Source organism: Pseudomonas sp. S8, from assembly GCF_050473925.1.
Taxonomy (GTDB): Bacteria; Pseudomonadota; Gammaproteobacteria; order Pseudomonadales; family Pseudomonadaceae; genus Aquipseudomonas; species Aquipseudomonas parakoreensis.
The window spans coordinates 1753160-1765349 of the sequence record NZ_JBFDVZ010000016.1 but is presented as its reverse complement, the minus strand read 5'-3'; the positions used below and the strand labels follow the sequence as shown (position 1 = coordinate 1765349).

Sequence of the window (12190 nt, the reverse complement as noted above, 5' to 3'; positions counted from 1 at the left end):
AGGCTGCGATCTTTTGATTTTGCTTTAAAAAAGATCGCAGCCTGCGGCAGCGCCTACAGGGATTGAGTTTCGTCTTCCTTGCGGGTGACGATCAGGCTCAACACCACTGACCCCAGAATCACCCCGCCGACCACCGCCAGCGACCATTCCACCGGCATGTGAAACCACGGCATCAGCGTCATCTTGCCGCCGATGAACACCAGCACGATCGCCAGTCCGTACTTGAGCAGATGAAAGCGGTCGGCCATGTCTGCCAGCAGGAAATACAACGCCCGCAGGCCCATGATCGCGAAGATGTTCGAGGTGAACACAATAAACGGGTCGGTGGTGACTGCGAAAATCGCCGGGATGCTATCGACCGCAAACATCAGGTCGCTGGCCTCGATCAGCACCAGTACCAGAAACATCGGCGTGGCCCAGCGTACGCCGTTCTGCAGCACGAAAAAGCGCTCGCCGTGAAAGCCCTGCGTGATTCGCATGTGCCCGCGCACCCAGCGCAGTAGCGGGTTTTTGTCGAGATCCGGTTGCTGCTCGGCGAACATCAGCATCTTGATCCCGGTGATGATCAGGAACACCCCGAAGGCATACAGCAGCCACTCGAACTGCGACACCAGCCACACCCCGGCAAAGATCATCGCCGCGCGCATCACGATCGCCCCGAGCACGCCATACAGCAGCACCCGGCGTTGCAATTCCGGCGGCACCGCGAAGTAGCTGAAGATCATCACGAAGACGAACATGTTGTCGATCGACAGTGACTGCTCGATCAGATAACCGGTGAGGAATTCCAGCGTCTTGCGCTGGGCGATCTCGGCGCCGAACTCGCCGTGCAAATACCACCAGAGCAACCCGGCGAAAGCCATGGCCAGTGCGCACCAGGCGATCACCCAACAGGACGCTTCCCGCACTGAAACGCGGTGCGCCTTGCGTCCGCCGAAGACGAACAGGTCCAGTGCAAGCATGGCGAGGACGAAGACGATAAACGCGCCCCACATCCATGGTTCGCCAATGTTGATATTGTCAGTTGGCATGGCGGGCTCCTTGGCTTTATGTCGTTGGAGATAGACCGGGACATGCTAGCGAGGAGTGAGTGCCAAGGAAAAATCGTATATTCCTGAGATAAAGTTCGATAAAAACGAAGTGTCTGGCGTTTTTTTGCAGCAGGCGTCTTTGCAATGGCAAGCGGCATTGATGCGTGACTGCGAGAGAAATTTCAACGTGAGTTAATTTGAAAGGTGGAGCTGCCAAACACTGCGGGCAGGCACTTGCCCGTTTGGCATTGATGTGTGTTTGCAACAAGCTTTCCTATTGCTGAAAGTTTTAAAGAGGGCCCGTCGCCAGTAGTTCTAATGTGCCCTTTACTTTGTAGGATTTTTCGCCGGACTCTATTTCAAAATTAAAATCTGCGAATATTGATTCTTTTATGTTGTCTCGCAGAAGTTTGATTTCGCCGTTGCCACCATGAAGCCACCCTCCAGCGGAAATGACGCTGGCAAGTACGTGGCTTCCTTCACCTTTCTTAATCGGATATGTGCCGCTTTGGAGTTTGCGACCAAAGATAATGGCTATTTGGTAGAAATCGTCTTGTGTATGATATCGCCCAATGGCACTGACTGATTCGTCGGTCAGGGAAGCATAAATAAACACGTTCGGCTCGAACCTCGGAATGGGCGGAAAATTAGGGGTGAATGTCGCCTTGTAGTATTTGTCAAGCGGCTGTTGTTTTACTTTGATAGGTAATGGCTTCAAGTTTTCATCGACGCCAAGTTGTTTAAATAGATTGGCATTGCTCATGGTCTGCGTTCCTTTAGTGATAAGCGATTTCGCGGATTTTCTAAATGGAAGGTCCATCGAGCGAGAACGTTACTCGCGGCCCTGTTTGACCGCTACTGTCAGAACTGTCAGTTGTCAGGCACGGGAGGGTATGTTGAAGGGGTATTGACGCAGAGATGAGCGACAGGCCATTGCAGCCGAGAGCGGATTGAGACCCTTTCGAGCCTCAATCCAACCCTCCTTGTTACTTGCCGGTAGTCAGCGCCGGAGTGCGCGGCGGCACCTGACGCTTGGAGCCGGTCGCCTCAAACGCCGAAGCCATGCGCAGCAGGTTCGAGTCATCGTAGGCGCGCCCGGCGAAGGTCAGGCCGACCGGCATGCCGATGTCGGCCATGATCCCCATTGGCACAGTGACGGTCGGCACGCCGAGGTGACGGATCGCCAGGTTGCCGTTGGCGACCCAGATGCCGTTGCTCCAGGCGATGTCCGCCGATTCCGGATTGATATCGGCATCTGCCGGGCCGACGTCGGCGTTGGTCGGGAACAGCACCGCGTCGAGTTTCAGTGTGTCCATCCAGTCTTCCAGATCGAGCTTGCGGGTCTTTTCCAGGCCGCGCAGGCCGTCCGGCAGGGTCGGGATCTGGTCCCACGGGGTAATGCCGCGCTCGGCCATGCGCACGTATTCGTCCATGCCGGCAGCCAGATCGCCTTCACGGTTGGGCAGGGTGCCCGGGTCGTGCGGGAAGATCTTCGGCCCGTCGACATCGGCCAGACGGTTGAGCTTCGGATCGCCGTTGGCGCGCAGGAAATCGTCGAAGGCCCAGGCCGACAGGTCCCACAGTTCGTGGTGCAGGAACTCCTTGGAGACGATGCCGCGATTGAACACGGTCGGCGCGCCCGGACGGTCGCCTTCGCAGTTGGAGACCAGCGGGAAATCCACTTCGATGACTTCGGCGCCGGCCGCTTCCAGAGCCGTGCGGGCCTGTTTCCACAAGTCGATCACCGAAGCGCGGGTGTTGATGCGTTGCCCGGTCGGGCCGCCGATGCCCGGCGCTTCGCTGGTGCCGGCTTCAGGGTCGGCATTGATGTACATCTTCGGCACACCGAGGCGTTTGCCGGCCAGTGCCGCGGGTTTCACTGCCAGTTCGGCGTAGGACGCCGGACGCACCGAGGCGACGCTCGGGATCGGCACCCACGGCTGCAGGCGCCACAGGTCGCCACGGGTGTCGGGGTCTTCCGCGACGACCACGTCGAGCACTTCAAGCAGATCGGCCATGGTCCGTGCGTACGGCACCACCACGTCCATGGTCGGCGTCAGCGGCCAGTTGCCGCGTACCGAAATCACTCCGCGCGACGGCGTGTAGGCGCACAAACCGTTGTTCGACGCCGGGCCGCGACCGCTCGACCAGGTTTCTTCCGCCAGGCCGAAGGCCGAGAAACTCGCGGCGGTGGCGGTGCCGGCGCCGTTGGACGAGCCAGAGGCAAACGGCGCGGTCAGGTAGGCGGCGTTGTACGGGCTCTCGGCCCGGCCATAGACGCCACGCTGCATGCCGCCATTGGCCATCGGCGGCATATTGGTCTTGCCCAGGCAGATCGCCCCGGCGGCGCGCAGGCGTTCGATGGTGAAGGCGTCGCGATGCGCCACCAGATCGGCGAATGCCGGGCTGCCGGAAGCCGCGGTCAGACCCTTGACCAGATAGCTGTCCTTGGCGGTGTAGGGGATGCCGTCGAGCGGGCCGAGGGTTTCGCCCTTGGCCCGGCGCGCATCGGATGCCTGGGCTTCGGCCAGTGCTTGGGGATTGCGCACCACCACGGCATTCAGTGCGGTGGCGGTGTTCGGGCCGTCGTAGGCGTCGATCCGGGCCAGATAGGCCTGCACCAGTTCAACCGCGGTGGTTTGGCCGGCTTCTAGCGCCGCGCGTAATTGAGCAATGGAGACTTCAGTGACTTCGATCATGCTGTTACCGCCGACAGGTTCGCTAAAGGGTTGGGTCATTAGGGTTATCGTCGAAATGCGTGAAGAATTTCGTATGGGCGAAACTCTACCCTGAACTTTGCCGAATGGCATGTGCTAATTCGATAAATATCGACAAAACTCAGCGAAAAAATTCCCCCGGTGTCTCGCCAAACTGTTGGCGGAAGGCTGCGATGAACGCCGAGGTCGAGTCATAACCGCAGGCCAGCGCCACGTCGGTGACCCGTTCGCCGCGTTCCAGCGGGGTCAGCGCGCCCAACAGACGCAAGCGCTGACGCCAGGCACGGAAGGTCAGGCCGGTGTCGCGTAAAAACAGTCGGCTGAGGGTTTTCTCGGTGACACCGAATTTTTCGCTCCAATGGTTCAGTGTGGTCTGCTGTTCCGGATGTTGCTCCAGACTTTGATAGATCTGCCGCAGACGGCTGTCCTGCGGCAGTGGCAGCATCAGGTCGATCTGCGGCGCCTCGGCCAGTTGATCGAGGATCACCTGGGCCAACCGGCCATGGGCGCCGCTCTCGTCGTATTCCACCGGCACCAGACTGAAGGCGCGAATCAGCTCGCGCAGCAGGTCGCTGACGCCCAGCACATGACAGCGCTCAAGCGCCCAGCCGGCCACGCTGCAATCGATATACAGGCTACGCATTTCGGTGTGCGGCGAGCTGAACACTCGGTGCGGCACGCCCGCCGGAATCCACACCGCACGCTCTGGCGGCGCGACGAAACGCCCGACGCTGGTCTGCACTTCAAGCACGCCCTGAATCGCGTATGACAATTGCACCCACGGGTGACTGTGATGTCGGGTCAGCGCGCGGTTGGGCAGCGATTCGGTGCGCCCGTACAGCGCACGCGGTAGGCTCGGCAGCCCGGGAATGCTGCGCCGGAAGCTTTTCTCGTGTCCTTTAGGCGGCATCTGTTGGCTCTTCGGCGTTAGTCGGTAATTTCTGCTCACGTTAGAGTCGCAGTCACGTACTGGCAACCCCCGGATGAACAGACCCATGACCCGACCAAGATTCCTGCCCGACAACTTCACCCTGACCCTGATCGGCGTTGTGCTGCTGGCCAGTTTCCTGCCGGCCAGCGGTCAGGTCGCGGTCGGGTTCGGCTGGCTGACCAACATCGCCATCGCGCTGCTGTTTTTCCTGCATGGCGCCAAGCTCTCGCGTGAGTCGATCATCGCCGGTGCCGGCCACTGGCGCCTGCACCTGTTGGTGTTCGGCCTGACCTTTGTGCTGTTCCCGATCCTCGGCCTGGCGCTAAAACCACTGCTGTCGCCACTGATTGGCGACAAGCTGTACATGGGCATGCTGTATCTCTGCGCGTTGCCGGCCACCGTGCAGTCGGCAATTGCCTTCACCTCGCTGGCCCGGGGCAATATTCCGGCGGCGATCTGCAGTGCGGCGGCATCGAGCCTGTTCGGGATCTTTCTCACGCCATTGCTGGTGACGCTGCTGCTGAACGTGCACGGTGACGGCGGTTCGACCGTCGATGCGATTCTGAAGATCAGCGTGCAACTGCTGCTGCCGTTCATTGCCGGGCAGATCGCTCGGCGCTGGATCGGCGCGTGGGTCGGCCGCAACAAAAACTGGCTGAAGTTTGTCGATCAGGGTTCGATTCTACTGGTGGTGTACGGCGCGTTCAGCGAGGCGGTCAACGAAGGTATCTGGCATCAGATTCCGCTGGTCGATCTGTTGGGGCTGGTGGTGGTTTGCTGCATCTTGCTGGCGCTGGTTTTGCTGGCGTCGACCTTGCTGGGCAAGGCGTTCGGTTTCAGCCAGGAAGACCGTATCACCATTCTGTTCTGCGGTTCGAAGAAGAGTCTGGCCACCGGCGTGCCGATGGCGCAGGTGTTGTTTGCCGGCAGCACGATTGGCGTGTTGATCCTGCCGCTGATGCTGTTCCATCAGATTCAATTGATGGTCTGTGCAGTGTTGGCGCAGCGTTACGCGAAACGGCCGGAATCGGTGCCGGAGTTGATGGCGCAGGTTGATCCGTAAACGCTGCATTCCCTGTAGGAGCTGCCGCAGGCTGCGATCTTTTGATCTTGAAAGTTAAAAGATCGCAGCCTGCGGCAGCTCCTACTGGGGATTGTGTTGTATCAATCCTGCGTAACGTGTTTCGGGCCGGCCAGTGCCCAGGCAATCAGGCCAAACAAGGGCAGGAACACGATGGCGATAATCCACACGCCTTTATTGCTGCCTTTGCCTGCGCTCTTGCGCACCCTGTTGATCGCCCACAGTTCAATGATCACAAGAACGACGGCGAGTACGATCCAGACGGGTTCAATTTGCATGGGCTACCTCCTGATGGTCTTTCAGTTAGGTGAGCCCAAGCGCGCAGGGTTCATTTAAATTGCGCCACTGCCTCCCGAATACTTCACCGCAGCGGCTGCCCGCGACGGCACATTGAGCGTGCGCAACAACGACGACACATGGATGCGCACGGTGAACGGCGAGATATCCAGCTCCCGGGCGATTTCCTTGTTGGTCTTGCCTTGGGCGATCAACCGCAACACATCCTGCTGACGCGGGGTGAGGGCGGTGCCGGTCTCCAGTGGCAGCAACCCGGAAGGGGCGAACCTGACCAACACTTCGCCTTCGCGGATCGCCAGAATCGCCTGGCCGATCTCATCCGGGGCGATGTTCTTGCCGATGAAGCCGTCGATGCCGGCCGCCATCACCTCACCGATCAATGTCTCGTCGTCGACCATCGACACTACGATCAATGTGGTGCGTGGCAGTTTTTGGCGCAGCTCGGCGAGTTGGCTGATGCAGGTCAGGCCGGGGAAACGCAGGTCGAGAATCAGCGTGTCCGGCTCGTTGCCGGCGGGCAGCAAGGCCAGCACGGCGTCGAGATCGCCGGCCTCCTCGATAGTCGCCTCGGGCAGCAGGCGCTGCACGGTGCGCCGCATGGCTTCGCGAAACAACGGGTGATCGTCGGCTATGATGATTCGGCCGGTCATGGCGTGACCCTCCCTGGATCAGGCGTGGTTTACGGCATGCACCTTAGCACCGCAGACGCGGATTGCCTGCTGGCCGGTGCTGATTCTGACGACTGTCGCACAAGGACGTTGCCCATGAAGTTCGAAAAAAACACCGAGCTGGATCAGGCCAATCTGCGCATCATCATCGCCAGCATTGCCATGGTTTACATTGGCGTGCTCGGTGTCTTGCCGGGTCAGCGCTTCGCTACCTATCTGCCGGTGGTGGTCTACATCGCGCTGTTTCTGCTGGCGTCGATTGGCTTGCGCCAGGCCATTGCGCGCTGGCCCGGGCATTACCCGCCGCGGCGGATTTTCGGCATGGTCCACGATTACACCGGCACCTGTTTCGGCCTGGTGCTTGGGGGGGAAGCGGCGTTGCCGCTGTACGCGGTGATCATCTGGGTCAACCTGGGCAACGGCATGCGCTATGGCTCGCGCTACCTGGCGATTGCCACCGGGTTGGCGCTGCTGGCGTTGCTGGCGGTTTATCGCTTGACGCCGGTGTGGCAGGCGCAACCGTACATGGTGCTGATGTTGATGCTCACCAGCACGGTGATTCCGTTCTACGCGCACTTGCTGCTGGAGCGCACGCGCAAGGCCTCTGAAGAAGCCGTCGCAGCCAATCTGGAAAAGTCGCGGTTTCTCGCCCAGGCCAGCCACGATCTGCGCCAGCCGATTCACTCCATCGGTCTGTTCACGGCGTGTCTGCGTGAATCGCGGCTGGGTGAGCAGGAGCGGCAACTGGTCGACAACATTGACCGATCGCTGCTCAACGTCTCGCAGTTATTCCGTTCGATTCTTGACCTCTACACCCTCGACAACGGGCGCGTCCTGCCCAGGTTGCAGGTGTTCAATCTGGGCGAGTGGCTGGCCGACCTGGTCCGCCAGAACGCCGAAGCCGCGCGCTGGGCCGGTGTGGAATTGCGCCTGCGCCCGTGCCGACACTGGGTGCGGAGCGATCCGGCGCTGCTTGCGACCATGGTGCAGAACGTGCTTTCCAACTGCTTCAAATACGGCGCGCAACGCCCGGTGCTGATCGGCGTGCGCAAACGCGGCGCCGGGCTGGCCATCGTGATTCATGACCGCGGCAACGGCATTGCCGAGGAGCATCTGCCGAAAGTGTTTGAGGAGTTTTATCGGGTGCGTCAGGTGCGTGACAAGGACGTGGAAGGCGTCGGCCTCGGGCTGTCGATCGTCAAGCGTCTGGGGCAGTTGATCGGCGTCGATGTGGCGCTGCGCTCGCAGCTTGGGCGCGGCACGGCGGTCACGCTGTATGGCTTGCCGGTGGCCGTGGCGCCACAGTTGCCGGCCATGCGTGACGATGTGCGGCAGGCCGGCCTGTTGACCGGGCTGAAGGTGTGTCTGGTAGAGGACGATCGCAACGTGTTGCTGGCGACGTCGGCGCTGCTTGAGCGCTGGGGCTGTGTGGTGCAGGGCGAGTTGAGCGGGCAGGGTCTGGTCACCGATTGCGACGTCATCGTCGCCGATTACGATCTGGGTACGCATTCGACCGGGATCGAGTGCATCGACGAGGTGCGGCGCCAGCGTGGTTTTGCGGTGCCAGCGATGATCATCACCGGGCATGACATCGAGAAAATACAGGCGGCCTTGCACGACCGCCAAATTGCCATCCTGTCCAAACCGGTACGCCCGGCCGAGCTGCGCGCGACCTTGCGAGCCCTGCGCGACCGGCAAACCGAACCGGTCGAACAGGTCTGACTCAACGCTTGCAGAGGTAGTCCTGAGTGATGGTGGTTTGCAGGCAGTTGTACTGGCCCATGGTGCGGCAGATGTTTTTCTCCGAACCGGTCACCTCGGCGTTCTTGTAACCCCAGGTCTTGCAGCGCTCCATCGCGACAGTCAGACCTTGCGCGGCGTTGGTCTGGCCGCTTTCGAACTGGCCCAGTTCGTAGGAAACCTGAACCACGCCGTCGTTCTTGCTGCCGCCGGTGGCTTCCCACTGTTTGGGCGTGGCGCAGCCGGTCAGGGCGAGGGCGGTGAGGGTGAGAGTAGCGATCAGGATTTTCATGATGAACGTCGTCCTTTACCGGAGAAATCAATTACTGAACGGGGATCGGTGAGGCACCTTTGGGCAGGCAAGACAGCGGCGGAGTCATGATGCCCATGCTCGCCACCGCGATAATCGCGCCGCTGGGCAACTCACAGTTGTACTCGCCGGCCGAGGTATACGCGGTGTAGTAGGTGAGGGTGCTGTCGCTGCGGATGTTGTCGATTTTCGACACCGGTTTGCCGATGACGGTCTGGGCCCGTTCTTTCATGCTGGCTTCGGTGGGTTTAGCAGTCTGGCAACCGCTGGCGCCCAGCATCAGGGCGCCGACAATGGCCACTTTGCACAGATTGGAATGCAGTTTCATGGTGCTTCTTCCTTGGTGTTGTTCTGATTTCCAGGCACAACGATCCCGCGCACTGCACAGTGGCAATGTTGGGGAACATCGGGGGTTGCGAGGGAATATAGCGCCGGGGGGCGGGGCGGTCGATTAGCACAAATGTGCTAGTGAGCCGTGAAGCCGATAGTCTTTTCGCTTCCTTGCAAAGGGGCGCAGAAAGGAAATCAGTCTAAAAACACTCACCCATCAGCCGATAGCGTTTGCTAGCCTCAAAGGTGTAGGCGAAGACGCAGACTGATGCGCAAGCGGATAGCAAGGGGACGTGGGGCGCGTTCCGAAGGGTACACGGTTAGAAAGATCTCCGCGCTGAGATCCAGCCCTTATGCCGTGTGAGGCAGCAAAGCACCGTTCTTTTTCCATGGTTGCTTTTGTACTGTGAGAGGCCCGATAAACCTTGTAAGCCAGAGACCAGCACTGGCCGCCTACTCGAATAACCAAAGCCCGCATCACTGCGGGCTTTGCCGTTGTTGCAGGATCAGATTTTCGTCAGCGCGTACGCCAGATCGGCGCGCAGGTCTTCGAGGTCTTCGACGCCCACCGACAGACGCACCAGGCCATCGCCGATGCCCAGTCTGGCGCGGGTTTCAGCAGGAATGGTCGCGTGGGTCATGATCGCCGGGTGCTCGATCAGGCTTTCCACGCCGCCCAGGCTTTCGGCCAGGGCAAAGATCTTCACGTTTTCCAGAAAGCGTCGGGCGCCCTCCAGATCACTGTTCAGATCCACCGAAATCATCCCGCCAAAACCATGCATCTGCCGTTTGGCCAACTCATGCTGCGGGTGCGACGGCAGGCCTGGGTAGTAAACGCGTTTGACCTGCGGCTGCTGCTCCAGCCACTTGGCCAGTTCCAGTGCGTTGCTGCAATGACGTTCCATGCGCAGCGCCAGGGTTTTCACCCCGCGCAACGTCAGGAATGCATCGAACGGCCCGGAAATCGCGCCGACCGCGTTCTGCAGGAAGCCGAGTTTGTCCGCCAGTTCGGCATTCTGCCCAACCACCGCGATACCACCGATCACGTCGGAGTGACCGTTCAGGTACTTGGTGGTCGAGTGCAGCACGATGTCGAAACCCAGCTCCAGCGGGCGCTGGATATACGGGCTGGCGAAGGTGTTGTCGGCAACGCTGATGATCCCGCGTGCGCGGCAGATGCGTGCAATCGCGGCCAGATCCGACAGGCTCAGCAGCGGGTTGGTCGGCGACTCGACAATTACCAGGCGGGTGTCGTCCTGCAGCGCCGCTTCGAACGCCGCCAGGTCAGTCAGATCGACGTAGCTGAAACGGTGTCCGGCACTGCGCTGGCGTACCTTGTCGAACAGGCGGAACGTGCCGCCGTACAGGTCATTGCCGGAGATCACGTGCGAACCGGCATCGATCAGTTCGAGCACGGTGGAAATCGTCGCCAGCCCGGACGCGAACGCGAACGCGCGGGTACCGCCTTCCAGATCCGCCACGCAACGCTCCAGCGCAAAACGCGTCGGGTTGTGCGAGCGCCCGTAGTCGAAGCCCTTGTGCACGCCGGGGCTGTCTTGCAGGTACGTCGAGTTGGCGTAGATCGGCGGCATCAGCGCACCGGTGGTCGGGTCAGGCGTTTGCCCGGCGTGGATCACCCGGGTCGCGAAGCCTTGGGATTTATCGTCGTGCTGACTCATGCGAGGGATCTCCGTAATTGGTTGAGCATGTCGGTGCGGGTAATCAGACCATGGAAGCCCGAAGCGTCGGCAATGATCGCCACGAGGCCACGACTGAGCACCGCTTCCAGCTCGGTGAGATGGGCGCCAGGTGCGAGGGTTTGCAGTTTGTCGGTCATTACGCTGGACACCGATTGACTGAAGCGCGCGGCGTCTTCGTGCACCGCGAGCAAGATGTCGGATTCGTCGATCACGCCGACCAGTTGTTTGCCTTCAACCAGCACCGGCAGTTGTGAGACATCCGCCAGGCGCATGCGCTGGAACGCGGTCAGCAGGGTGTCGTCGGGGCCGACGCTGATCACGCGGCCGTCTTCGAAACGTCGGGCGATCAGATCGCGCAGGTCGCCATAGCGTTTGCGCTGCAACAGGCCCTGATCGGTCATCCACTGGTCGTTGTAGACCTTCGACAGATAGCGCGTGCCGGTGTCGCAGACGAAGCTGACCACACGTTTCGGCTCGGTCTGTTCGCGGCAATAACGCAGCGCGGCAGCCAGCAAGGTGCCGGTGGACGACCCCCCGAGAATGCCTTCGGCCTTGAGCAACTGACGGGCATGATCGAAGCTTTCTTCGTCGCTGATCGAGTAAGCGTGGCGCACGCTGCTGAGGTCGGTGATCGACGGAATGAAGTCTTCGCCGATACCTTCCACCGCCCACGAACCGGGCGTCGGCATCGTGCCGTCGCGGCTGTATTGCGCCATCACCGAACCCACCGGATCGGCGAGGACCATTTCCAGATCCGGCTGCACGCGTTTGAAGAAGCGACTCAGCCCGGTCAGGGTGCCGGCAGACCCGACGCCGACCACGATCGCGTCCAGATCATGCTCGGTCTGCGCCCAGATCTCCGGTGCGGTGCTGCACTCGTGTGCCAGCGGGTTGGCAGGGTTGTTGAACTGGTCGGCGAAGAACGCGCCGGGAATGTCTTTCGCCAGGCGGGCGGCGACGTCCTGGTAATACTCGGGGTGGCCCTTGCCGACGTCCGAGCGGGTGATGTGCACTTCGGCGCCCATGGCTTTCAAGTGCAGGACTTTCTCGGTGGACATCTTGTCCGGCACCACCAGCACCACGCGGTAGCCCTTGGCCCGGCCGACCAGTGCCAGGCCCAGACCGGTATTGCCGGCGGTGGCCTCGACAATGGTGCCACCTGGTTGCAGGCGCCCATCGCGTTCAGCGGCGTCGATCATCGCCAGACCGATGCGGTCCTTGATCGAGCCGCCGGGGTTTTGTGATTCCAGTTTGAGAAACAGTGTGCAGAGGCCGGTATCGAAGCGGGTAACTTGTACCAGCGGCGTATTGCCGATCAGCCCAAGTACGGCAGGGCGTGAATCCTTTGACATTTCTTCACCTCTTGTAGTGGTGTTGATCGCGTT

The 12190-nt window shown here is 60.7% G+C and carries 12 protein-coding genes; 2 read left to right on the top strand and 10 right to left on the bottom strand.

What is annotated here, in order from left to right:
• Nucleotides 1–53 precede the first annotated feature (53 nt).
• The 4 genes from AB1J88_RS09095 to AB1J88_RS09080 form a co-directional block, all read right to left on the bottom strand.
• Nucleotides 54–1031 carry a TerC family protein gene (locus tag AB1J88_RS09095; protein ID WP_430290871.1) on the bottom strand — a complete coding sequence of 326 codons (978 nt, stop codon included), beginning with the start codon at nt 1029–1031 and terminating at the stop codon, nt 54–56.
• Nucleotides 1032–1320: 289 nt separating this feature from the next.
• Nucleotides 1321–1794: a hypothetical protein gene (locus AB1J88_RS09090; protein ID WP_430290870.1), complete on the bottom strand. Its 474-nt coding sequence runs from the start codon at nt 1792–1794 to the stop codon at nt 1321–1323.
• Nucleotides 1795–2017: 223 nt separating this feature from the next.
• Nucleotides 2018–3730 carry an amidase gene (locus tag AB1J88_RS09085; RefSeq protein ID WP_430292680.1) on the bottom strand — a complete coding sequence of 571 codons (1713 nt, stop codon included), beginning with the start codon at nt 3728–3730 and terminating at the stop codon, nt 2018–2020.
• A gap of 139 nt (nt 3731–3869) precedes the next feature.
• Nucleotides 3870–4658 carry an AraC family transcriptional regulator gene (locus AB1J88_RS09080; RefSeq protein WP_430290869.1) on the bottom strand — a complete coding sequence of 263 codons (789 nt, stop codon included), beginning with the start codon at nt 4656–4658 and terminating at the stop codon, nt 3870–3872.
• A gap of 85 nt (nt 4659–4743) precedes the next feature.
• Here AB1J88_RS09080 and AB1J88_RS09075 point away from each other — a divergent pair, with 85 nt between their 5' ends.
• The gene (locus AB1J88_RS09075) at nt 4744–5742 is read left to right on the top strand and encodes a bile acid:sodium symporter family protein (protein ID WP_430290868.1); all 999 of its coding nucleotides are present in this window, start codon (nt 4744–4746) and stop codon (nt 5740–5742) included.
• Nucleotides 5743–5843: 101 nt separating this feature from the next.
• Here the strand turns inward: AB1J88_RS09075 and AB1J88_RS09070 are convergent, their stop codons facing one another.
• Together AB1J88_RS09070 and AB1J88_RS09065 are read right to left on the bottom strand one after the other, a co-directional pair.
• On the bottom strand, nt 5844–6038 hold the full coding sequence (locus AB1J88_RS09070) for a PLDc N-terminal domain-containing protein (protein ID WP_041062599.1): 195 nt from the start codon (nt 6036–6038) through the stop codon (nt 5844–5846).
• 54 nt (nt 6039–6092) lie between these two features.
• Nucleotides 6093–6707, bottom strand: coding sequence for a LuxR C-terminal-related transcriptional regulator (locus AB1J88_RS09065; RefSeq protein WP_430290867.1), 615 nt, complete (start codon nt 6705–6707; stop codon nt 6093–6095).
• A 114-nt stretch (nt 6708–6821) separates the two neighbouring features.
• On the opposite strand from AB1J88_RS09065, the gene AB1J88_RS09060 reads away from it, so the two are divergent.
• Complete coding sequence (locus tag AB1J88_RS09060; RefSeq protein ID WP_430290866.1) at nt 6822–8447, top strand: ATP-binding response regulator; 1626 nt, start codon at nt 6822–6824, stop codon at nt 8445–8447.
• 1 nt (nt 8448) lies between these two features.
• Here the strand turns inward: AB1J88_RS09060 and yecR are convergent, their stop codons facing one another.
• From yecR to AB1J88_RS09040, 4 genes are all read right to left on the bottom strand, one after another.
• A complete protein-coding gene (gene yecR, locus AB1J88_RS09055; RefSeq protein ID WP_041062589.1) occupies nt 8449–8757 on the bottom strand; it encodes a YecR family lipoprotein in 309 nt (102 codons plus the stop codon).
• 31 nt (nt 8758–8788) lie between these two features.
• Nucleotides 8789–9103 (bottom strand): hypothetical protein, encoded by a 315-nt coding sequence (locus AB1J88_RS09050; protein WP_041062586.1) that lies wholly within the window; start codon nt 9101–9103, stop codon nt 8789–8791.
• A 508-nt stretch (nt 9104–9611) separates the two neighbouring features.
• Nucleotides 9612–10784: a cystathionine gamma-synthase gene (locus tag AB1J88_RS09045; protein ID WP_430290865.1), complete on the bottom strand. Its 1173-nt coding sequence runs from the start codon at nt 10782–10784 to the stop codon at nt 9612–9614.
• On the bottom strand, nt 10781–12157 hold the full coding sequence (locus AB1J88_RS09040) for a pyridoxal-phosphate dependent enzyme (protein WP_108182454.1): 1377 nt from the start codon (nt 12155–12157) through the stop codon (nt 10781–10783). Before AB1J88_RS09040 ends, AB1J88_RS09045 begins: the two co-directional genes overlap by 4 nt.
• Nucleotides 12158–12190: the final 33 nt, after the last annotated feature.

Coding starts and splice junctions, on each gene's coding strand:
- AB1J88_RS09085 (WP_430292680.1), bottom strand. CDS start 3,730: ATGATCGAAGTCACTGAAGTCTCCATTGCTCAATTACGCGCGGCGCTA.
- AB1J88_RS09070 (WP_041062599.1), bottom strand. CDS start 6,038: ATGCAAATTGAACCCGTCTGGATCGTACTCGCCGTCGTTCTTGTGATC.
- AB1J88_RS09065 (WP_430290867.1), bottom strand. CDS start 6,707: ATGACCGGCCGAATCATCATAGCCGACGATCACCCGTTGTTTCGCGAA.
- yecR (WP_041062589.1), bottom strand. CDS start 8,757: ATGAAAATCCTGATCGCTACTCTCACCCTCACCGCCCTCGCCCTGACC.
- AB1J88_RS09040 (WP_108182454.1), bottom strand. CDS start 12,157: ATGTCAAAGGATTCACGCCCTGCCGTACTTGGGCTGATCGGCAATACG.
- AB1J88_RS09095 (WP_430290871.1), bottom strand. CDS start 1,031: ATGCCAACTGACAATATCAACATTGGCGAACCATGGATGTGGGGCGCG.
- AB1J88_RS09050 (WP_041062586.1), bottom strand. CDS start 9,103: ATGAAACTGCATTCCAATCTGTGCAAAGTGGCCATTGTCGGCGCCCTG.
- AB1J88_RS09060 (WP_430290866.1), top strand. CDS start 6,822: ATGAAGTTCGAAAAAAACACCGAGCTGGATCAGGCCAATCTGCGCATC.
- AB1J88_RS09045 (WP_430290865.1), bottom strand. CDS start 10,784: ATGAGTCAGCACGACGATAAATCCCAAGGCTTCGCGACCCGGGTGATC.
- AB1J88_RS09075 (WP_430290868.1), top strand. CDS start 4,744: ATGACCCGACCAAGATTCCTGCCCGACAACTTCACCCTGACCCTGATC.
- AB1J88_RS09080 (WP_430290869.1), bottom strand. CDS start 4,658: ATGCCGCCTAAAGGACACGAGAAAAGCTTCCGGCGCAGCATTCCCGGG.
- AB1J88_RS09090 (WP_430290870.1), bottom strand. CDS start 1,794: ATGAGCAATGCCAATCTATTTAAACAACTTGGCGTCGATGAAAACTTG.